The organism is Caballeronia sp. BR00000012568055 (assembly GCF_029439455.1).
Classification (GTDB): domain Bacteria; phylum Pseudomonadota; class Gammaproteobacteria; order Burkholderiales; family Burkholderiaceae; genus Caballeronia.
In genome coordinates this window covers 25,656-46,134 of sequence record NZ_JAQFVG010000243.1, presented here as the reverse complement: position 1 = coordinate 46,134, position 20,479 = coordinate 25,656, and the positions used below count along the sequence as shown (strand labels likewise).

Sequence of the window (20,479 nt, the reverse complement as noted above, 5' to 3'; positions counted from 1 at the left end):
GCTTTTGGGCCAAGCCTTTCTCAAAAAAGAGACGTTCCAACCCGCGAAAAGTTGACAAAAAGCAATCAGCCTTGAACTAGAAATTATAGCATTTCACTTCGATGCGTCCGGGCTCGCCGCCCGTCCAGCCTTGATCTGCGCCACCTTCGCCGACAGATCGGAAAACTCCGCCACTTCCTCCGCCGACAAGCTCGGCTGGCGCGCCAACTGATCCAACCGCGCGCGATAACTGTCGTGCCGCAACTTCACGACCGTCGCCTGCAACTCCTCGGCGAGCAACCGCTTTTGTTCCTCGACGCGATCCGCCGCGCCCTCATCGGACGGATCACGCATCAATAAATCGCGCACGTTTTCATCATAGGCGAGAATTTCCTGGAAGATATCCTCGTATGTGGGCGCATTCGCTGCATTTCTCAATATCTCGGAAATAAGCTGGAATTCCGCCGCCGGGCCCAATTCGCGCGCGTGTCCGATCAGTTCGCTGAACAATTCGCCATGCTCGGTCATGGTGACCAGCGTGCGCTCGCTATCCTGATCGAGCGATGCAGCAATGCCCGGATACATCACCAGATTGCGCAACGCGCGTTGCTCCTGTCCCGTTACGCGACGCCGCTCGCTTTTCGGCACATTCGCGCGCGCAACGGCCGCCGCGCGCGAGTCGATGTCGCACAGTGCGGCGATTTCCGTGAACGGCGTATCCAGCCGATCCGCCAGCATGTGCAGAATCTGCACGCGCAGCGCGTTCGCGGGCAGCGCTTGCAGAAGTGGTTTCGCATCGAAGAGCGCCTTCGCGCGGCCTTCGGGCTGATCCAGCTCCTTGTCGCTCAACACCTCGTTCAGCAGAAACTGCGACAGCGGCATCGCTCGATCGACCTGCTCGCCGAAACCATCCGCGCCGAATTCGCGGATATAGCTGTCCGGATCGTGCTCTTTCGGCAGAAACAGAAACTTGATGGTCCGATTGTCCGCCGCGTGCGGCAACGCGGCTTCCAGTGCGCGGCGCGCGGCGCGACGACCGGCTGAATCGCCATCGAAACTGAATACGACGGTTTCTGTCTGACGAAATAGTTTCTGAACGTGGACCGGCGTGCAGGCCGTTCCGAGCGTCGCCACGGCGTTCGCAAACCCGAGTTGCGCGAGCGCGACGACATCCATGTAGCCTTCGACGACGAGCGCGTAGCCCAGTTCACGAATCGCAAGACGCGCCTCGAAAAGGCCGTAAAGCTCGCTGCCTTTGCTAAATAAGGGCGTTTCCGGAGAATTCAGGTACTTCGGTTCACCGCCGTCGAGCACGCGTCCGCCGAAGCCGATCACATTGCCCTTCACATTGCGGATCGGGAACATCACACGTTCGCGGAACCGGTCATAGCGACGCGCCTGCCCTTGCGCGTCCGTCTTCTCACTGACAATCACCAGTCCCGATTCGACCAGATTGTCATTGCGATAGTCCGGAAAAGCGTCTTCGAGGTTCTGCCAGCCGTCCGGCGCATAACCCAGCCCAAATCGCGCCGCGACTTCGCCGGTCAACCCACGCTTTTTCAGATACGCGATGGCATCAGGCGCACTACGCAGTTGCTTGCGATAGAAATCGCACGCGGTTTGCATGACTTCCGTCAGCGCGACGCTCACCGCTTTGCTCGGCGCGCTCTCCATTCCGCCCGCGCCGCCACCACGGAACGACGGCTCCTGCGGCACCGTCAATCCCGCGCCCTGCGCGAGATCCTTCACGGCTTCAGGAAACGTCAGCCCGGTGTGCTCCATCAGAAAGCCGATCGCCGTGCCATGCGCGCCGCAGCCGAAGCAGTGATAGAACTGCTTGGTCGGACTGACGGTAAAGGACGGCGATTTCTCGTTATGGAACGGGCACAGACCCATGAAGTTCGCGCCGCCCTTTTTCAACTGGACGTAGCGGCCCACCACATCGACGATATCGACGCGGTTGAGCAGATCCTGCAGGAAAGCGTTCGGAATCAAAGCGAGCTGGCGATCTGGCGATTACTTCGAAAGCGCCGCTTTGACCTGCGCCGACACCGCGGTCATATCCGCCTTGCCCGCGAGTTTCGGCTTGAGCACGCCCATTACCTTGCCCATGTCCTGCGGGCCAGCGGCGCCCGTCGCGGCGATCGCGGCTTGCACTTCGGCTGCGACGGCATCGGCGGAAAGCTGTTCGGGCATGTAGCCGGCGAGCACTTCGAGTTCGGCTTGTTCCTTGGCGACCAGATCGTCGCGGCCGGCGGCCTGGAACTGGCTGATCGAATCCTTGCGCTGCTTGATCATCTTATCGACGACGCCGGTGATGGCTGCGTCGTCGAGCGTGATGCGATCATCGACTTCGCGCTGCTTGATCGCCGCGAGCAGCAGGCGAATCGTGCCGAGACGCTCGGTCTCTTTCGCGCGCATGGCGGATTTCATATCGTCGCTGATCTGGTCCTTGAGGCTCATCTTTCACCCGGTGCAATTACAAGAGTTGAGGTCCGGCCAGCGTGTCCGCGCTGCGTCGTGAAAGCAAAAGCCCGCTTGGGAACGCATCCTCAAGCGGGACTATCGACGGGCTTCGAAACGGGCGGCGAAAAGCGCCACCGTGACGCCGGCCAGAGCGGAGAGGAATCCTCCGATTGACCGCTTGAGTATAGCAAACGGGTTCGTTTTTCGAGGGCGTCGCCAGGCGAGTGCAAACGCGTTTTCAGCCAGCCGTAAATTCCGCCGATGCCTTGCCCGCCGCCACGCCCGACGCCCACGCCCACTGGAAGTTGTAGCCGCCGAGCCAACCCGTCACATCGACCACTTCGCCGATGAAATAGAGTCCGGGCACGCGCTCGCTCATCATCGTGGCGGAGGACAGTTCGCGCGTATCGACGCCGCCGCGCGTAACTTCCGCCTTGCGATAGCCTTCGGTGCCGCTGGGCGTCAGCGTCCAGTTCGACAAGGACGCGCCGAGCGCCTTCAAGACGCGATCGGGCAGATCGGCGAGACGCGCATCGGCGGCGACGTGCTGCGCTTCGAGCCACGCATGCGCCAGCCGCGCGGGGACCAATTCCGCCAGAAAATTGCCGATCTGCTTTTTCGATCCCGCTTTGGCTTCGAGCAGGCTTTCGGTGGCATCGGCGTCGGGGAGGAGATCGAGCTGGATCGGCTCCGACGTGTTCCAGTAGCTGGAAATTTGCAGCACGCCCGGACCCGAGACGCCGCGATGCGTCAGCAGCAAGTCTTCATCGAACTCGCCACGCGTTTTGCCTTTGCCCGCGCTGATGCGCACCGGCAGCGACAATCCCGACAAGGCAGCAAATGGCGTCCAGTCAGCCGATGTGAACGTGAGCGGCACCAGCGCAGGCCGCGTATCGATCAGCTTGTGCCCGAATTGCTTCGCGACGCGATAGCCAAAATCCGTCGCGCCGATCTTCGGTATCGACAAACCGCCCGTTGCGATCACGAGCGCGTTCGATGCAATCGCGCCCGCGTTCGTATCGAGCGAAAAGCGCGCGCCGTCGTGGCGAATCTCATGCACCGCGACCGGACGACGCCACGTCACGCGCCCTGCATCGCACTCGCTTTTCAGCACGTCGATGATGGTCTCGCTGGAGTCGTCGCAGAAAAGCTGACCTTTGTGCTTCTCATGCCACTTCACGCGATATTGCTTGAGCAGCGCGAGAAAATCGCGCGGCGTATAACGGGCCAGCGCCGAGCGGCAAAAATGCGGATTCGCCGACAAGAAATTGGCCGGCTGCGCGTTGATATTGGTGAAGTTGCAGCGCCCGCCGCCCGAGATGCGGATTTTTTCGGCGAGCTTTTCCGCGTGGTCGATGAGCACCACGCGGCGCCCGTTCTGAGCGGCGACAGCGGCGCACATCATGCCCGCCGCGCCCGCGCCGATAACGGCGATATCGAAGGATTCCATGCCGCGCATTTTACCTGCGGACGCGCGCATTCAAGCCCGCTGCTATACTTTTCTGTTACCGCCAACATCTTGAATCCATGCTAGTTCTCGGCATCGAAAGCTCCTGCGACGAAACCGGCCTCGCGCTCTACGACACCGAACGCGGCCTGCTTGCGCACGCGCTGCATTCGCAGATTGCGATGCATCGCGAGTACGGCGGCGTGGTGCCGGAACTGGCGTCGCGCGATCACATCCGCCGCGCGCTGCCCTTGCTCGAACAGGTGATGAGCGAGGCCAAAACCGAACGCGGCGATATCGATGCCATCGCGTTCACGCAAGGTCCGGGACTGGCGGGCGCGCTGCTGGTGGGCGCGAGCATCGCGAATGCGCTGGCAATGGCGTGGGACAAGCCGACGGTCGGCATCCATCATCTCGAAGGGCATTTGCTGTCGCCCTTGCTCGTCGATGAACCGCCGCCGTTTCCGTTCGTCGCTTTGCTCGTGTCCGGTGGTCACACGCAGTTGATGCGCGTCACCGATGTCGGCGTCTACGAGACGCTCGGCGAAACGCTCGACGATGCCGCCGGCGAAGCCTTCGATAAAACCGCCAAGCTGCTCGGTCTCGGTTATCCGGGCGGTCCGGAAGTATCGCGGATGGCGGAATTCGGCACGCCGGGCGCGGTATCGCTGCCGCGTCCGATGCTGCATTCCGGCGATCTCGATTTCAGCTTCAGCGGTTTGAAGACAGCGGTGCTGACGCAAAGCCGGAAGCTTGGCGCGAATGTCTGCGAGCAAGCCAAGGCCGACCTCGCGCGCGGTTTCGTCGATGCAGCGGTAGACGTACTAGTGGCGAAATCGCTGGCGGCGCTGAAGAAGACGGGGCTGAAACGGCTGGTCGTGGCGGGCGGTGTCGGCGCGAATCGGCAACTGCGCGAAGCGTTGTCAGCGGCGGCGAAAAAGCGGCGTTTCGATGTCCACTATCCCGACTTGTCGCTCTGCACCGACAATGGCGCGATGATCGCGCTGGCCGGCGCGTTGCGGCTCGCGCGCTGGCCCGATCAGGCTGCGCGCGATTATGGGTTTTCGGTCAAACCACGCTGGGATTTGGCATCGCTTAATTCGGCGGGTTGAACGGCTGCACAATCTGCTGGAAGACCGGCAGCGCTTCGCATCGGTCGGCGTGTCCGATCAACGTTGGCCAGCGCGTCGAAGTAAAGATGGACGGATGCGCCTCACGCGCAAATCGCAACGCGCAAGCCACCGCGATATCCGCGTGACCAATCGCATCGCTGAACCAATACGGCGTGGCGCGCGCGGCGCGATTGGCTTCGAGCACATCGAGCACGCGCTCGACTTGTCCTGTGCAACGCGTCACCCACGTCTGCGATTTCTGCTCGTGCAGCACGCGCTCATACACAAGCGCGACGGCTTTATCGGCTAAGCCCGTCGCGAGCGCGCACACCTTCAGCGCCTCACGCCGCTCCTTTCCCTGCGATGCAATCATCACGCGCGCCTCGCCCGCTTGCTCATCGAGATAATCGAGGATCATCGCGCTTTCGATCAGCACATCGCCCGAATCGAGTACGAGCGTAGGCACGCGGATCAGCGGATTGAACGGCGCGATCTGCTCGGCATCGCCGAACACGGACCACGGGCGATGCTCGTACGCCATGCCATAAAGACTCAGCGCGATGGCGACGCGCCGCACGAACGGGGAATCGTATTGGCCGATGAGGATCACGATAGGCTCCGCTTAGAAGTGGACGGACAGTTTAATGTCGCGCGGAGCCGTACAACAAAACACCATTCAAGACTGAACGCGCTTGTCCCGCTCGATCACCGCATACGCGCTGTGATTGTGAATCGACTCGAAGTTTTCCGCTTCCAGCACATACGCGACGATGCGCGCATCCGCATTCAAACGCGTCGCGACATCACGCACGAGGTCTTCGACGAACTTCGGATTTTCATATGCGCGCTCGGTGACGAACTTCTCGTCGGGCCGCTTGAGCAAACCCCACAGTTCGCACGATGCTTCTTCTTCCGCAATCCGAATCAATTCTTCCACCGCGACTTCACCCGCCAATTCAGCGGAAATCGTCACATGTGAGCGCTGATTGTGCGCGCCATATTGCGAGATTTTCTTCGAGCACGGGCACAGGCTCGTGACCGGCACCAGCACTTTCATCGACAGACGCGTTTCGCCGTCGCGCTTTTCGGCCACGAACGTCGCTTCGTAATCGAGCAGACTTTGCACGCCGGACACAGGCGCGGTCTTCATCACGAAGTACGGCAAGCTCACTTCGATACGCCCGGAATGCGCCTCAAGCTTCGTCAACATCGAAGCCAGCAAACCACGCAACGCAGCCTGATCCAGCGGCTCGCGATTCTCTTCCAGCAGCGCGACGAAGCGCGACATATGCGTGCCCTTTTGATCGGCAGGCAGATGCACATCGAGATTCCACACGCCAACGCTCGGCTGCACGCCGCTCGCCGTCTTCACCGTCAACGGATGCCGCACGCCCTTCACGCCGACGCGCTGAATCGCGATCTGGCGCGTGTCGGGGGTACTTTGAACGTCGGGCATCACGAAGGCGGGATTCATCTGATTCATGGTTTTGTCCTTATGCGCCGCGCGCCGGACAGACGCGGGCGATTCGTATCGTCAAAGCGCACACGGCGCGGGACCATGCCCGCGCCGTGCGTTCAAACGTTGATGCACGACGCACCCCGTGCGCCGTTCGCAGCAAAAGAATCAGGCAACCCGCTTTGTCAGCTTGCCCGCGTTGGCGCTTTCGATGGCATCGAGAAAACGCTCGCGGATGGAACGCGCGATGCCCGTTGCATCCAGACCGACGCTGGCGAGCAGCTTGGCCGGATCGCCATGATCGATAAAGGTGTCCGGCAAGCCCAATTGCAGCACGGGTTTGACGATGGAACTGGCCAGCAGCGCTTCCACGCACGCCGAACCCGCGCCGCCCATGATCGCGCCTTCTTCGATAGTCACAATGGCATCGTGTGTGGCGGCGAGTTCGCGCAGCAAATCGGCATCGACCGGCTTCACGAAGCGCATATTGGCGACGGTCAGATCGAGCTGTTCGGCTGCCGCGATCGACGGCGCGACCATCGTGCCGAACGCGCAAATCGCGATGCGTTTGCCCGAGCCGAGCTTTTGCGTCGATTCGCGGCGAATTTCGCCCTTGCCGACCGGAATCGCGGTCATTTGCTTGACGGTCGCCACGCCCGTGCCCGCACCGCGCGGATAACGCACGGCCGTCGGATTCGACTGCTGAAGCGCGGTGTACAGCATCTGACGACATTCGTTTTCGTCCGATGCCGCCATCACCGTCATGTTCGGAATGCAGCGCAGGAACGCGAGGTCGTAATTGCCCGCGTGCGTTGCGCCGTCCGCGCCGACCAGACCCGCGCGATCGATCGCGAACACGACCGGCAGGTTTTGCAGCGCGACGTCGTGGATCAGTTGATCGTAGCCGCGTTGCAGGAAGGTCGAATAGATCGCGACGACCGGCTTCATGCCGTCAGCCGCCAGGCCGCCTGCAAACGTCACCGCGTGCTGTTCGGCGATACCGACATCGAAATAACGCTCCGGGAAGCGCTTCTCGAACTCGACCATGCCCGAGCCTTCGCGCATTGCCGGCGTGATGCCGACCACGCGCGAGTCGAGCGCGGCGGCGTCGCACAGCCATTCGCCGAACACCTGCGTGTAGGTTTTCTTCGACGGCGTGGTCGCGGGCTTGATGCCTTCGGCCGGATTGAACTTGCCCGGACCGTGATACAGCACCGGATCGGCTTCGGCGAGCTTGTAGCCCTGGCCTTTCTTCGTGACGACGTGTAGGAATTGCGGACCGCGCAGTTCCTTGATGTTTTGCAGCGTCGGAATCAGCGAATCGAGATCATGACCGTCGATCGGACCGATGTAGTTGAAGCCGAATTCTTCGAACAGCGTCGCCGGGACGATCATGCCCTTGGCGTGCTCTTCGAGCTTGCGAGCGAGATCCAACATGGGAGGCGCGGCGCGCAGCACGCGTTCGACGCCCGCACGCGCGGCAGCGTAGAAACGGCCCGACATCAGACGCGCGAGATGGCGATTCAACGCGCCGACCGGCGGCGAAATCGACATATCGTTGTCGTTGAGGATGACGAGCAACGGAAGGTCGTCGGCAACGCCCGCGTTGTTCATCGCCTCGAAGGCCATGCCGGCGGTCATCGCGCCGTCGCCGATCACGGCGATTGAATAGCGGTTGTCGCCCTGGAGCTTGTTCGCGACCGCCATGCCGAGTGCCGCCGAAATCGACGTGCTCGAATGCGCGGTGCCGAAGGTGTCGTATTCCGACTCGGCGCGGCGCGGGAAGCCGGAGATGCCGTTCAACTGGCGCAGGCCCGGCATCTGATCGCGGCGTCCGGTCAGGATCTTGTGCGGATACGTCTGATGGCCGACATCCCATACGATGCGGTCAGCAGGTGTATCGAACACATAGTGCAACGCGATCGTCAGCTCGACCGTGCCCAGATTGGACGACAGATGGCCGCCCGTCTGCGACACGCTGTCGAGCACGTAGGCCCGCAGTTCGTCGGCCAGCGGTTGCAATTGGCGGCGATCGAGGGCGCGCAGATCGGCCGGATCGTCGATGGTTTTCAGCAAGTCGTACATCGTCGTCCCATTTTAGGAAAACTGGCGTGATTCGTTCAGCGCGTTCGTTTCAATCGATGAAACCGCGCGCCGTGGGGTCTGTCACGCGTTCAACAATCAATTCACCCGGTTCACGACCAGGTCGGCAAGCTCGGCCAGACGCTGGCCTCGTGTGCCGAAGGGCTGCAGTGCTGCGTGCGCGTCTCGTCCGAGTTGCGCCGCGAGTTCGCGCGATGCATCGAGGCCGATGATCGACACGTACGTCGGTTTGTCGTGCTGCGCATCCTTGCCGGCGGTTTTGCCGAGCGTGGCGGAGTCAGCGGTGACATCGAGAATATCGTCCACGACCTGAAAAGCAAGGCCGACTGCAGCAGCGTACCGATCCAGCGCGGCCAGATCGGCAGCGCTCGGCGTGCTGCCGGCCAGCGCGCCCATGCGCACCGCCGCGCGCAGCAACGCGCCCGTCTTCTTGCGATGCATGGTTTCGAGTTCCGGACGCGTCAGCTTGCGGCCCACGCTTTCCAGATCGATCGCCTGCCCGCCCGCCATGCCGATCGAACCGCTCGCCAACGCGAGTTCGCGCGTGAGCGCGGCTTGCTGCGAATCGTTCAGACCATTGCCTTCGGCGGTCAATGCAACGAAGGCCTGCGATTGAAGCGCGTCGCCGACCAGCAGTGCCGTCGCATCGTCATATTGGACATGTACGGTGGGCTTGCCACGACGCAATGCGTCGTCGTCCATGCAGGGCATATCGTCATGCACCAGCGAATAGACGTGAATCATTTCCAGCGCGCAGCTTGCAGCTTCGACTGCCGACGCACTCGCGCCGGTCAATTCGCCGGCCGCATGGCACAGCAGCGGACGCACACGCTTCCCGCCGCCCAGCACGGCATAACGCATGGCTTCATGCAGACGCGCCGGCGCGATATCGGTACCCGGCAGATAGTGCTCGAGCGCCGTTTCCACGCGATCCAGCGTGCCGCGCATCCATTGTTCGAAGGTCATAGATCGTCTTCCCCGTTGTCGTTGATTGCTCCGGCACCCTGGGTAGCGCGCTGTACCTCGGCGGGCAGCGGCTTGAGCGTCTCGCCATCGAGTACGCGAACCTGCTGCTCGACTTTTTCGAGCTGTTGTTGGCAAAAGCCCACAAGCGTGGCACCGCGACGATAGGCCGTCAGCGACTCTTCGAGACTCAGCGCGCCTTCTTCCATGCGCGCCACGAGAGACTCGAGTTCGGCCAGTGCGGCTTCGTAGTTCTGCGGAAGCTGCGCTGTATCGGCTTCTTCGCTTGATTGTCGGACCGCGGTCTTCGCCATGAATCGTGGATGTGCAAATGAAATTCGGAACCAAGTCGCACATTCTACGGCAAAAGACAAATTTTCGACCCGCATCCCGTCCGTGTCAAAGCGTGTAGACAGTTTTCCCTGCCGCCCGTCACCTCATATGGTTGCACGATTGCGGCACTCGTTTGCGCGGAACTCTCGCGACAATTTATACCCAAATCAAGACCTTATGCGCCCCTTCGTGGCGATTTTCGGTATAATCGCGGGCTCCCCTAAATCGATCGATCTTCGATGGTTGGGTTGTTCACTGCTTTCACGTTTTTACGGGAGTAGGAATGTCCAATCTGAGCAATGCGTTGCAGCTCAAGGCTTTTCACAGCCAATTGCCGGTCACGGCATATTTCGACGAAGCGCTTCTCGCGCGAGAAATCGAAACACTTTTCAAGCAAGGTCCTCGCTATATCGGGCACGAACTCATGGTTCCCGACGCGGGCAACTATTTCGCGCTTCCGGGCGAGAACGAAGGGCGCGTGCTCGTCCGTAATCAGCAGAACAATATCGAACTGCTGTCGAACGTGTGCCGCCATCGTCAGGCCATCATGTTGAATGGGCGCGGCAGCGCCAGCAACATTGTGTGCCCGCTACACCGCTGGACTTATGATCTGGACGGTCAATTGCTCGGCGCGCCGCACTTCGCGGACAAACCTTGCCTCAACCTCGGCAAGACTTCGCTACAAAACTGGCAAGGTCTGCTGTTCGAAGCGGAGGGCCGCAACGTTGCGGCGGACCTCGCCCGACTTGGCACCGCGCGTCACTTTGACTTCTCGGGCTTTATGTTCGATCACGTCGAAGTGCACGAGTGCAACTACAACTGGAAGTCCTTCGTCGAGGTCTATCTCGAGGATTATCACGTCGCGCCGTTCCATCCGGGACTCGGCAGCTTCGTATCGTGCGACAACCTCGAATGGGAATTCGGCGACTGGTATAGCGTGCAGACGGTCGGCGTCCACAAGAATCTGGAGAAGCCGGGCAGCCCGACGTATCGCAAGTGGCACGACGAAGTGCTGCGCTTCCGTAACGGCACGCCGCCCGAATTCGGCGCGATCTGGATGGTCTACTACCCCGGTCTGATGATCGAGTGGTATCCGCACGTGCTGGTGGTGTCGTGGCTGATTCCGCAAGGCGTGCAGAAGACGACCAATATCGTCGAGTTCTATTACCCCGAGGAAATCGCGCTGTTCGAGCGTGAGTTCATCGAAGCGGAACGCGCCGCTTATATGGAAACCGCGCGTGAAGACGATGAAATCGCCGAGCGCATGGATGCGGGCCGCCGCGCGCTGATGTCGCGTGGCGAGAATCAGGTCGGGCCGTATCAAAGCCCGATGGAATCCGGCATGCAGCATTTCCACGAGTTTCTGCGGCATCAACTCGGCGCGATTTGATATAGGCCGTTTGGCCAGTATTACTAAAAGGCGGGCTTTCGGGCTCGCCTTTTTGTTTAGACTAACGGTTCAAGCCCTCGCTCATCAGCGCTGCTCAGGAGCCGTCATGCCGCACACTCACTACACCACGCTCATCTCGGCGACCAATCTTGCCGTACCGCTCGCCGCCGCGCCCGGCAGCGTCCTCGTTTTCGATTGCCGCTTCGATCTCGCCGCGCCCGAATCCGGCGAAGCGGCTTATGCCAAAGGGCATATTCCGGGCGCGCAGTACCTTCATCTCGATCGCGATTTGTCCGGCGAGAAAACCGGCAAGAACGGACGCCATCCGTTGCCGGAGCGCGCGGCTTTGGTGGCGAAACTGGCGAGTTTCGGTCTGAACGACAAGCAGCAAGTCGTCGCGTATGACGCGCAAGGCGGCATGTACGCGGCGCGCTTGTGGTGGCTGTTGCGCTGGCTCGGACATGACTCCGTCGCCGTGCTCGATGGCGGTCTGCAAGCGTGGGAAGCTGCGGGCCAAGCGCTCGACGCCAACGTTCCGGCAAAAACGTCAGGCACGTTCAAAGCCGCCGCGCCGCTGCAAGTGACCATCGATGCCGCCGCGATCGAACGCAGCATCGGCACGCGCGATCATCTGCTGATCGATGCGCGCGCCGCCGATCGATATCGCGGTGAGAACGAGACGCTCGATGCCGTCGGCGGGCATATTCCCGGCGCGCTGAATCACTTCTTCAAGAACAATCTGAGCGAGGAAGGCCGCTTCAAGACCGCACACGAATTACGCGATGCATTCGGCTCGCTGATTGGCACGACATCGGCGGATCGGGTGGTGTTGCAGTGCGGCTCCGGCGTGACCGCGTGCCATAACGCGCTGGCGATGGAAATCGCCGGCCTGCACGGCGCGGCGCTCTACCCGGGATCGTGGAGCGAATGGAGCGCCGATCCGGGCCGCCCCGTCGCGACCGGCGCTACGCCCTGAAGCGTTATTTGACGCCGTGCTCGCCGAACCACGCGAGCACGCGTTTCCACGCATCCTCCGCATCGCCCTTGCGATAGCTCGGACGATAATCCGCGAAGAACGCATGCCCCGCATCGTCATAAACGACGAACTGCGAGTTCTTCGCGGGTGCTGGATCATTGGCGAGCGCCTGCTTCATCTGCTCGAGCGTGTCTTGCGGGATGCTCTGATCCTGTCGCCCGTATAGCCCGAGCACGGGCACTTTCAGACTGGACGCCTGATCGAGCGGATTGCTCGGCGTGTTCTCGGTCTTGTTGCCAACCACGCGTCCATAAAACGCAACCGCTGCCTTCAGATTCGAATTGTGCTCGGCATAGAGCCACGAAATGCGCCCGCCCCAGCAGAATCCGACGATACCCACGCGCTTCAGATCACCGCCGTGCTCGCCCGCCCATTTCACGGTCTGATCGATATCCGAAATCACTTGCGAATCCGGCACTTTCGAGACCAATTGCTCGTTGAGCTGCTGCATCGACTTGTATGCCGATGCGTCGCCTTGTCGATTGAACAAATCCGGCGCGATAGCCATATAGCCGAGCTTGGCGAAGCGTCGGCAAATATCGGCGATATGTTCGTGCACGCCGAAAATCTCATGAATCACGATGATCACCGGCAGATGCGTCTTGCCCTTCGGTTGCGCCCGATACGCCGGTACGAGCACGCCGTCCGCGCCGCGTACACCGACTGCGCCGGCTTCGAGACCGGTGTCATCGGTATGGATGGTTTGGGCGGAGACGGGCAGCACGGCAGCGGCGAAACCGGTGCCGAAAGTGGCCTTGATGAAGGTACGGCGGTTGAACGGAACGTGCGGAATGAGGCTATCGACTTCAGGGTCTAGCATACGAAGCTCCCGCGGCAATGGATTCCCGAAACCGCGCGGAAGCCCCAAGGCTGGACGATACGCGGCGCTGCACGACGATGAACGCGCGTTGATCCCAGACTTGAGAAAAGCGCGCCGCCCATTCTAAACAGCTTGAACGAACGGCGCAGATCGACTATTCCGCTTACGCAAGATCAATGCAGCTTGACGCGCGGCGCCGTCGAGCGACGCAGCCAGTGCGCGAACGTATCCAGAACCATGCGCGCGTAGCCGTGCAGCGCCGCCACATGCAGCCGATACAGCGACATATACATGAAGCGCGCAAACAGCCCTTCGATCAGCATATTGCCGCCGATCAGTCCGCCCATCAGACTGCCGACCGCGCTGTAATGCCCGAGCGACACCAGCGAGCCGAAATCGTGATACGTATATTCGGGCAACGGCTTGCCCTGCATGCGCCGCTCGAACGCCTTGAACAGAAAGCTCGCCTGCTGATGCGCAGCCTGCGCGCGCGGCGGCACACCACGTTCGTGACCGGGCCACGGACACGCGGCGCAATCGCCGAGGGCGAAGATGTTTTCGTCGTTTTCGGTTTGCAGCGTGCGGCGCACGATCAACTGACCGAGGCGATTAGTGGTCAGGCCGTCGAGATTCGAGAGAATCGAAGGTGCTTTGATGCCCGCGGCCCACACGGTTAGATCGGCGCGAATGACCTTGCCGCTCGCGGTGCGGATCGAATCGCGCGCGACGTGGGCGACGGTTTCGCCCGTCAGCAATTTCACGCCGAGCTTGGTCAGCAATTCCGCTGTCGCCGTCGATACCCGTTCTTGCAGCGCCGGCAAAATGCGCGGTCCCGCTTCGATCAGCACAATGCCGATGTCATGCTTCGGATCGAGCTTGTGCAAGCCGTACGCCGACAACACCTGCGCCGTATTGCGCAACTCCGCCGACAATTCGACGCCCGTCGCGCCCGCGCCGACGATCGCCACCTGAATACGCGGCACCGGATCGATACCCGGCTCGTCTTCGACACCTGCCGCGACCGGCTCAGGCGTGAAGTGCTCGGCACGCATGCAGGCAGCGATCAGACGTTTGCGGAACAATTCGGCCTGACTGACCGTATCGAGCGCGATGGAATTTTCCTGCGCACCATCGACGCCAAAATAATGCGTCGTACTGCCGATCGCGATCACCAGCGTGTCGTATTCCAGTTCACGCTCGGGCAAGATCTCGCCCGCTTCATCGTCCCGCAGCGCGCCGATCGTAATGCGCTTCTGCGCGCGATTCACGCCGACCAATTCGCCCTGCTGAAACTCGAAGCCATGCCACATCGCCTGCGCCGCGTATTCGAGTTCCTGCGTGAACGGATCCATGCTGCCCGCCGCGACTTCATGCAGCAGCGGCTTCCAGATATGCGTGGGATTGCGATCGACGAGCGTGACCTGCGCCTTGGGCGGCGTCTTGCTGTCAGTCGAGCCGAAGCGGTCACCCAAACGCGTTGCGAGTTCGAGACCGCCGGCCCCTCCGCCGACGATGATGAAGCGATGCATGGACTTCTCCCTGTGCTTTTATTCGATCGGCCACTCATTGTGCGTGAGCGGACGTGACAGTCACAAGCGCGTCACCAACATGTCGGGCATATGCGACAACCGCCGCATATGCCTTGCGCAAAGCTTTTTAATGCGCCTCTTCCCAGTTATTGCCGACACCGACTTCGGCAATCAGCGGCACCTTCAGTTGCGCGACGCCGCACATCAGTTCAGGTAAGCGCTTCGTGACTTCGGGCAATTCATCCTCGGGCACTTCGAGCACGAGTTCATCGTGGACCTGCATGATCATCTTGGTCTTGATGCCCGATGATTCGATCCAGTCCTGCACCGCGATCATCGACAACTTGATGAGATCGGCGGCCGTGCCTTGCATCGGCGCATTAATTGCCGCGCGCTCCGCTGCCTGACGACGCGGCCCGCTGCCGCCATTGATCTCCGGCAGCCACAGCCGACGCCCGAACACGGTCTCGACGTAACCGTTCATCTTGGCCGTCGTACGCGTGTTCTCCATATACGCGGCCACGCCCGGATAACGCGCGAAGTATCGGTCGATATACAACTTCGCCGCGTCACGCGTGATGCCGAGATTCGACGCCAGCCCGAACGAACTCATGCCGTAAATCAGGCCGAAGTTGATCACCTTGGCGATACGGCGCTGATCGTTATCGACTTCGATCGGCGTCACGCTAAACACTTCAGACGCCGTCGCGCGATGCACGTCTTCGCCATTGGTGAACGCGCGCATCAGCGATTCATCGCCGGAAATATGGGCCATGATACGCAGTTCGATCTGCGAATAATCGGCGGAAACGATCTTGCTTCCCGGCGGCGCGATAAACGCTTCGCGAATGCGCCGCCCTTCGCCGGTACGCACCGGAATGTTCTGCAAATTCGGCTCGTTCGATGACAAACGTCCCGTCACCGCAACCGCCTGCGCGTAGTTCGTATGCACGCGCCCCGTCGATGCGTTCACCATGCGCGGCAACTTGTCCGTATAAGTGGACTTCAGTTTCGACAAGCCGCGATGTTCGAGCAGCACCTTCGGCAGCGGATAATCTTCCGCGAGCTTTTGCAGCACTTCTTCGTCGGTGGAAGGCGCGCCACTCGGCGTCTTCTTCACGATCGGCAATTGCAGCTTCTCGAAGAAAATCTGCCCGATCTGCTTGGGCGATCCGAGATTGAATTCGCCGCCTGCGAGTTCATACGCCTGCGCTTGCAGATCGATAAGACGTTTGGCGATTTCGGTGCTCTGCGTCTCAAGCCGTTCGCGATCGATCAGGACTCCGTTGCGTTCCATCTTGCGCAGCACGCGCGAAGTCGGCATCTCGATATCGCGATACACACGCAACAAGCCTTCTTCCTGCTTGACTTGTGGATATAGCGCCTGATGCAAACGCAACGTGATATCCGCATCTTCAGCCGCATAAGCGGACGCCTTCTCGAGCTCCACTTCATCGAAGCCGATCTGCGATGCACCCTTGCCCGCGACATCTTCGTACTTGATGGTCTTCACGCCGAGATGGCGCAACGCGAGGTTGTCCATATCATGCGGTCGATGCGACTCCAGCACGTACGACTGAAGAAGCGTGTCATGCTCCACACCGCGAATCTCGATGCCGTAATTCGCCAGCACTTGCTCATCGTATTTCAGATGCTGACCAACCTTCTTCTTCGATGCATCTTCGAGCCAGGGCTTCAACTTCGCGAGCACTTCATCGCGCGGCAATTGCTCTGGCGCATCCGGCCCGCGATGCGCAACCGGAATATAGGCCGCATGCCCCGGCTCACACGAGATCGACACACCCACGATCTGCGCCGTCATCGGATCGAGCGATGTAGTCTCGCTATCGAACGAGGTGATCTCCGCTTCATTGATGCGCTTCATCCACGCATCAAACTGTTCCCACGTCTGCACGGTTTCATAGTGATGCACGATCTCCGTGACTTCGGCGGGCGGCGTATCGCTCGGGCCTTCCACGGCATCAGCGATTTCCACTTCGCGCAGCCATGTTTTGAAGCCGTGGCGCAGGAACACGTCACGCATTTCCTCGCGCGATTCAGGGCGCGATTGCAGCGTGGTATCGATCGATTCGATTTGCGATACGAGGTCGCATTCGGTGTGTACGGTAACGAGCTTTCGCGCCATCGGCAGGAAGTCTAAAGCCTTGCGCAGATTGTCTCCTACCGCACCTTTGATCTCGTTTGCATGTTCTACGATGCCATCAAGGGAATCGTATTGCGTGAGCCACTTGAGCGCGGTTTTAGGACCGCACTTCTCGACGCCCGGCACGTTGTCCACCGTATCGCCGATCAGCGAAAGATAATCGACGATACGCTCCGGCGGCACGCCGAACTTCGCGAGCACGCCCGCGCGATCGAGCGTTTCGTTGGTCATCGTATTGATGAGGGTGACATGATCCGTCACGAGTTGCGCCAGATCCTTGTCGCCCGTCGACACGATCACTTTCATGCCGCGTTTTTCGGCCTGAACCGCGAGCGTGCCGATCACATCGTCGGCTTCGACACCTTCGATCATCACGAGCGGCCAGCCGAGCGCACGCACGGCCACATGAATGGGCTCGATCTGCTTCGAGAGGTCCTCGGGCATGGAAGGACGATTGGCCTTGTAGTCAGCGTACCAGTCGTCGCGGAAAGTTTTGCCCTTGGCGTCAAAAACGCACGCGCTATACTCTGCATTGATTTCGCGCCGCAAGCGCCGCAGCATGTTGATCATCCCGTACAGCGCGCCTGTAGGGCCGCCGTCGGGACCACGCAGGTCGGGCATGGCATGGTAGGCCCGGTACAAGTAGCTAGAACCGTCGACCAATAGCAGGGTCTTACCTTCAAGACTTCGTTCTTCAGGCATTATGAACAAGAGAAAAGTGATTCCGAGTCTGCGATCACTCGCAGATCAAGAGCGCGCGACGGCCAAAAAGGCTCGCGCATCGTGGCAGATGTTCACGATTATGGCAGAGTTTATCGAGGCGACCGAGTACCTCTCGGAGATCCGTCCTGCCATCAGCATATATGGTTCCGCGCGTCTCAAACCCGAGTCGCCGTACTACAAGCTGACCATCGAAATCGCGCAGAAATTCTCCGATGCGGGCTTCGCGGTGATCTCGGGCGGCGGTCCGGGCATCATGGAAGCGGCCAACAAAGGCGCGCATGCGGGCAAGTCGCCGTCGGTGGGTTTGAACATCGAATTGCCGCACGAGCAGTCGGGCAATCAATGGCAGGATATCTCGCTGCGATTCCGCCACTTCTTCACGCGCAAGGTCACGTTCGTGAAGAACTCGGATGCGGTCGTGGTGATGCCAGGCGGTTTCGGCACGCTGGATGAACTGGCCGAAGTGCTGACCCTGATTCAGACCAAGAAGTCGCGCCATGTGCCTATCGTTTTGGTGGGCGCGGAGTTTTGGGCCGGCTTGCTCGATTGGTTCAAGAACACACTGTTGACCAATGGCGTGATCAGCGAGAAGGATCTGGATCTGATGAAGGTGATCGACGATCCGGATCAGGTGCTGGATGCGGTGTTGGCGTTTTATGAAGATCGTGAGGATGTGGCTGAGCAGCCGGCGGAAGGTAAGTCGGATGATGATCGGCCGTTCTATTTGTAATGCGCGACAAAAAAGCGGGATCGCTTGATCCCGCTTTTTTGCTTCCTTGCTTACTGAAACGCCACTTCCGCAAAGCTCCGCAACTTCCGCGAATGCAGCTTCGACAAGCCGTTCATCCGCAACAACTCCATCGCCTTCACGCCGATCTGCAAGTGCTGATCCACTTGCGCGCGATAGAACTGATCCGCCATTCCCGGCAGCTTCAACTCACCATGTAACGGCTTATCCGATACACACAGCAGCGTCCCATAAGGCACACGGAATCTGAACCCGTTCGCCGCGATCGTCGCGCTTTCCATATCGAGCGCCACCGCGCGACTTTGCGACAACCGACGCACCGGCTCGCGATGATCGCGCAACTCCCAGTTGCGGTTATCGACGCTCGCGACCGTACCCGTGCGCATCACACGCTTTAACTCGACGCCATCCAATTGCGTGACCTGCGCAACGGCACGTTCCAACGCAACCTGCACTTCGGCAAGCGCAGGCACCGGCACCCACAACGGCAGATCATCATCGAGTACGTGGTCTTCGCGCACATAACCGTGCGCCAGCACGTAATCGCCCAGACGCTGCGTATTGCGCAAACCCGCGCAGTGACCGAGCATGATCCACGCATGCGGCCGCAACACTGCAATATGATCCGTGATGGTCTTCGCATTCGACGGCCCCACGCCGATATTCACCATCGTGATGCCACTGCCGTCCGCACGCTTCAGGTGATACGCGGGCATCTGCGGCAAGCGCGGGGGTGCCGCGCCCTCTTCCGGTTGCTCACCGAGATTCGCGTTATACGTGATCACATCGCCTGGTTCGACGAACGACGAATATTCACTGCGATACGCGCGCGTCTCTTCATCGTCGGCGCGCGACATCATCGTGCGGCCGAGCTTCACGAACTCATCGATATAAAACTGGTAGTTCGTATAAAGCACGTAGTTCTGAAAATGCGTCGGCGAAGTCGCCGTGTAGTGCCTCAGCCGATGCAACGAGAAATCCACCCGCGCCGCCGTGAACAAAGCCAGCGGATGCGGCTCGCCCGGTCCCGGCTCATACGTGCCATTGACAATGCGATCGTCCAGCAACGCGAGGTCGGGTGTATCGAAGATATTGCGCATGGCGAGCAAGCGGTCGCGATCGAGATCGCCCTCGAGGTGAATGCCTTCCGCGAACGCAAAGTGAATCGGAATGGGTTGCGCCGATACGCCCACTTCGATTCCCACGTGATGGTTCTTCGTCAGCAAGCGCAATTGCTCACGGTAGTAATCGCCAAACAGATCGGGCCGTGTCAGCGTGGTTTCGAAGATGCCCGGTCCGGCAACGAAGCCGTACGAACGCCGCGAGTCGATTTGCGTATTCAGCTCGGTCCGCACGCGCACGAACGGATAGCACGCGCGCACGCGATGCGTGAACTGCTCGTTGCGCCGATACCGCGCGAAGGCGTCGCGCAGAAAGCCCGTGTTGGCTTCGTAGATCGCGGAAAGGCGCGTGACGGCAGCGACGGGATCGTCGAAAGATTCGGTGGGAAAGTCGTTGGCGGGTGTGCCTTGCGTGGTTTGTGTCCGGTCGTTTGTCATGATCTTGTAGATATTCCGAATGCCATCGTATCGAAAGACATTAACACGGAAGATTGTGCGGACCATGAAGCCCATGCTGCCATGAGTGCGCCCGGCGACACGGTACAACGGCATTTATTCGAAACGCGCGAAAGCGGCGCAAAATAAGGCGTTGCGCCGGAGTCGGGCATTGAATCCGGCATTGAATGTGCTGCCAATTTGCTAGAATCCGACGATTGTCCGGAGAACCATCATGAAGCCGCTTCTTTCCGCCGCCGCCGCGGCCGTTTTTGCCGCCGCAAGCTTTGGCGCGTTCGCGCAGCCGAACGTTCAGCCAGCGGACCAGCCGGTCGCGCAAAAGCAGATGTCGCCGGAAGAAGCCGCGGGCCTTCCCGATCTGAAAGCCATCAACCGGCCGCCCGCGAATGTCAGTTCGAAAGTCGAAATCTCGCCGCCGCGTCTGCCGAGCTATCACGAGCTGAGCACCAACGGCACGGAAATCACCGAGTATCGTGACAAGGGCAAGCCGGTGGAAATCGACGTGCGTTCGAACTTCGGCACGCGCTATCAGATGAGTTCGCCCGCCGACACCTCGCCGCAAGTGCGCGACAACGGCAAGGCAAGCACGCGTCTGCCGTCGATCAACCTGCATTACTGAAGTCTCAAGCCTGT

At 60.4% G+C, this 20,479-nt stretch carries 17 protein-coding genes; 5 read left to right on the top strand and 12 right to left on the bottom strand.

Features of this window, described 5'->3' with window-relative positions; translation table 11 throughout:
• Nucleotides 1-93: 93 nt before the first annotated feature.
• The 3 genes from dnaG to P7F28_RS11900 form a co-directional block, all read right to left on the bottom strand.
• The gene (gene dnaG / locus P7F28_RS11910) at nucleotides 94-1,974 is read right to left on the bottom strand and encodes a DNA primase (RefSeq protein WP_277184690.1); all 1,881 of its coding nucleotides are present in this window, start codon (nucleotides 1,972-1,974) and stop codon (nucleotides 94-96) included.
• A 21-nt stretch (nucleotides 1,975-1,995) separates the two neighbouring features.
• Nucleotides 1,996-2,442 carry a GatB/YqeY domain-containing protein gene (locus P7F28_RS11905; RefSeq protein ID WP_277184689.1) on the bottom strand — a complete coding sequence of 149 codons (447 nt, stop codon included), beginning with the start codon at nucleotides 2,440-2,442 and terminating at the stop codon, nucleotides 1,996-1,998.
• A gap of 241 nt (nucleotides 2,443-2,683) precedes the next feature.
• Nucleotides 2,684-3,895, bottom strand: coding sequence for an NAD(P)/FAD-dependent oxidoreductase (locus P7F28_RS11900; RefSeq protein ID WP_277184688.1), 1,212 nt, complete (start codon nucleotides 3,893-3,895; stop codon nucleotides 2,684-2,686).
• Between the two features lie 77 nt (nucleotides 3,896-3,972).
• On the opposite strand from P7F28_RS11900, the gene tsaD reads away from it, so the two are divergent.
• Nucleotides 3,973-5,004, top strand: a complete 1,032-nt coding sequence (gene tsaD / locus P7F28_RS11895) for a tRNA (adenosine(37)-N6)-threonylcarbamoyltransferase complex transferase subunit TsaD (RefSeq protein ID WP_277184687.1) — start codon at nucleotides 3,973-3,975, stop codon at nucleotides 5,002-5,004.
• Here the strand turns inward: tsaD and P7F28_RS33845 are convergent.
• The 5 genes from P7F28_RS33845 to P7F28_RS11870 form a co-directional block, all read right to left on the bottom strand.
• Nucleotides 4,988-5,614 (bottom strand): glutathione S-transferase family protein, encoded by a 627-nt coding sequence (locus P7F28_RS33845; protein WP_277184686.1) that lies wholly within the window; start codon nucleotides 5,612-5,614, stop codon nucleotides 4,988-4,990. The genes tsaD and P7F28_RS33845 overlap by 17 nt on opposite strands.
• A gap of 66 nt (nucleotides 5,615-5,680) precedes the next feature.
• Nucleotides 5,681-6,487: a GTP cyclohydrolase FolE2 gene (folE2, locus tag P7F28_RS11885; protein WP_277184685.1), complete on the bottom strand. Its 807-nt coding sequence runs from the start codon at nucleotides 6,485-6,487 to the stop codon at nucleotides 5,681-5,683.
• 141 nt (nucleotides 6,488-6,628) lie between these two features.
• Nucleotides 6,629-8,545 carry a 1-deoxy-D-xylulose-5-phosphate synthase gene (dxs, locus tag P7F28_RS11880; RefSeq protein ID WP_277184684.1) on the bottom strand — a complete coding sequence of 639 codons (1,917 nt, stop codon included), beginning with the start codon at nucleotides 8,543-8,545 and terminating at the stop codon, nucleotides 6,629-6,631.
• Nucleotides 8,546-8,641: 96 nt separating this feature from the next.
• Nucleotides 8,642-9,529: a polyprenyl synthetase family protein gene (locus tag P7F28_RS11875; protein ID WP_277184683.1), complete on the bottom strand. Its 888-nt coding sequence runs from the start codon at nucleotides 9,527-9,529 to the stop codon at nucleotides 8,642-8,644.
• Nucleotides 9,526-9,840, bottom strand: coding sequence for an exodeoxyribonuclease VII small subunit (locus tag P7F28_RS11870; RefSeq protein WP_277184682.1), 315 nt, complete (start codon nucleotides 9,838-9,840; stop codon nucleotides 9,526-9,528). The genes P7F28_RS11875 and P7F28_RS11870 overlap by 4 nt, the downstream gene beginning before the upstream one ends.
• A 302-nt stretch (nucleotides 9,841-10,142) precedes the next feature.
• Between P7F28_RS11870 and P7F28_RS11865 the strand changes: the two genes are divergently transcribed.
• On the top strand, nucleotides 10,143-11,249 hold the full coding sequence (locus P7F28_RS11865) for an aromatic ring-hydroxylating dioxygenase subunit alpha (RefSeq protein WP_277184681.1): 1,107 nt from the start codon (nucleotides 10,143-10,145) through the stop codon (nucleotides 11,247-11,249).
• Nucleotides 11,250-11,355: 106 nt separating this feature from the next.
• Nucleotides 11,356-12,225, top strand: a complete 870-nt coding sequence (locus tag P7F28_RS11860; protein ID WP_277184680.1) for a sulfurtransferase — start codon at nucleotides 11,356-11,358, stop codon at nucleotides 12,223-12,225.
• 4 nt (nucleotides 12,226-12,229) lie between these two features.
• Here P7F28_RS11860 and P7F28_RS11855 read toward each other — a convergent pair whose 3' ends face one another.
• From P7F28_RS11855 to polA, 3 genes are all read right to left on the bottom strand, one after another.
• The gene (locus P7F28_RS11855; protein ID WP_277184679.1) at nucleotides 12,230-13,105 is read right to left on the bottom strand and encodes a dienelactone hydrolase family protein; all 876 of its coding nucleotides are present in this window, start codon (nucleotides 13,103-13,105) and stop codon (nucleotides 12,230-12,232) included.
• Nucleotides 13,106-13,278: 173 nt separating this feature from the next.
• Nucleotides 13,279-14,634, bottom strand: a complete 1,356-nt coding sequence (locus P7F28_RS11850; RefSeq protein ID WP_277184678.1) for an NAD(P)/FAD-dependent oxidoreductase — start codon at nucleotides 14,632-14,634, stop codon at nucleotides 13,279-13,281.
• 127 nt (nucleotides 14,635-14,761) lie between these two features.
• The gene (gene polA, locus P7F28_RS11845) at nucleotides 14,762-17,500 is read right to left on the bottom strand and encodes a DNA polymerase I (protein ID WP_277184763.1); all 2,739 of its coding nucleotides are present in this window, start codon (nucleotides 17,498-17,500) and stop codon (nucleotides 14,762-14,764) included.
• Nucleotide 17,501: 1 nt separating this feature from the next.
• On the opposite strand from polA, the gene P7F28_RS11840 reads away from it, so the two are divergent.
• Nucleotides 17,502-18,251, top strand: coding sequence for a TIGR00730 family Rossman fold protein (locus P7F28_RS11840; RefSeq protein ID WP_277184677.1), 750 nt, complete (start codon nucleotides 17,502-17,504; stop codon nucleotides 18,249-18,251).
• A gap of 50 nt (nucleotides 18,252-18,301) precedes the next feature.
• Here the strand turns inward: P7F28_RS11840 and P7F28_RS11835 are convergent, their stop codons facing one another.
• On the bottom strand, nucleotides 18,302-19,828 hold the full coding sequence (locus P7F28_RS11835; protein ID WP_277184676.1) for an AMP nucleosidase: 1,527 nt from the start codon (nucleotides 19,826-19,828) through the stop codon (nucleotides 18,302-18,304).
• A gap of 232 nt (nucleotides 19,829-20,060) precedes the next feature.
• Between P7F28_RS11835 and P7F28_RS11830 the strand changes: the two genes are divergently transcribed.
• Nucleotides 20,061-20,465 (top strand): hypothetical protein, encoded by a 405-nt coding sequence (locus tag P7F28_RS11830; RefSeq protein WP_277184675.1) that lies wholly within the window; start codon nucleotides 20,061-20,063, stop codon nucleotides 20,463-20,465.
• Nucleotides 20,466-20,479 lie beyond the last annotated feature (14 nt).

What these genes read in the sequence shown, in the direction of transcription:
- P7F28_RS11905 (WP_277184689.1), bottom strand. Translation starts at nt 2,442, where the DNA reads ATGAGCCTCAAGGACCAGATCAGCGACGATATGAAATCCGCCATGCGC.
- P7F28_RS11900 (WP_277184688.1), bottom strand. Translation starts at nt 3,895, where the DNA reads ATGGAATCCTTCGATATCGCCGTTATCGGCGCGGGCGCGGCGGGCATG.
- tsaD (WP_277184687.1), top strand. Translation starts at nt 3,973, where the DNA reads ATGCTAGTTCTCGGCATCGAAAGCTCCTGCGACGAAACCGGCCTCGCG.
- folE2 (WP_277184685.1), bottom strand. Translation starts at nt 6,487, where the DNA reads ATGAATCAGATGAATCCCGCCTTCGTGATGCCCGACGTTCAAAGTACC.
- dxs (WP_277184684.1), bottom strand. Translation starts at nt 8,545, where the DNA reads ATGTACGACTTGCTGAAAACCATCGACGATCCGGCCGATCTGCGCGCC.
- P7F28_RS11875 (WP_277184683.1), bottom strand. Translation starts at nt 9,529, where the DNA reads ATGACCTTCGAACAATGGATGCGCGGCACGCTGGATCGCGTGGAAACG.
- P7F28_RS11870 (WP_277184682.1), bottom strand. Translation starts at nt 9,840, where the DNA reads ATGGCGAAGACCGCGGTCCGACAATCAAGCGAAGAAGCCGATACAGCG.
- P7F28_RS11865 (WP_277184681.1), top strand. Translation starts at nt 10,143, where the DNA reads ATGTCCAATCTGAGCAATGCGTTGCAGCTCAAGGCTTTTCACAGCCAA.
- P7F28_RS11860 (WP_277184680.1), top strand. Translation starts at nt 11,356, where the DNA reads ATGCCGCACACTCACTACACCACGCTCATCTCGGCGACCAATCTTGCC.
- P7F28_RS11855 (WP_277184679.1), bottom strand. Translation starts at nt 13,105, where the DNA reads ATGCTAGACCCTGAAGTCGATAGCCTCATTCCGCACGTTCCGTTCAAC.
- P7F28_RS11850 (WP_277184678.1), bottom strand. Translation starts at nt 14,634, where the DNA reads ATGCATCGCTTCATCATCGTCGGCGGAGGGGCCGGCGGTCTCGAACTC.
- polA (WP_277184763.1), bottom strand. Translation starts at nt 17,500, where the DNA reads ATGCCTGAAGAACGAAGTCTTGAAGGTAAGACCCTGCTATTGGTCGAC.
- P7F28_RS11840 (WP_277184677.1), top strand. Translation starts at nt 17,502, where the DNA reads ATGAACAAGAGAAAAGTGATTCCGAGTCTGCGATCACTCGCAGATCAA.
- P7F28_RS11835 (WP_277184676.1), bottom strand. Translation starts at nt 19,828, where the DNA reads ATGACAAACGACCGGACACAAACCACGCAAGGCACACCCGCCAACGAC.
- P7F28_RS11830 (WP_277184675.1), top strand. Translation starts at nt 20,061, where the DNA reads ATGAAGCCGCTTCTTTCCGCCGCCGCCGCGGCCGTTTTTGCCGCCGCA.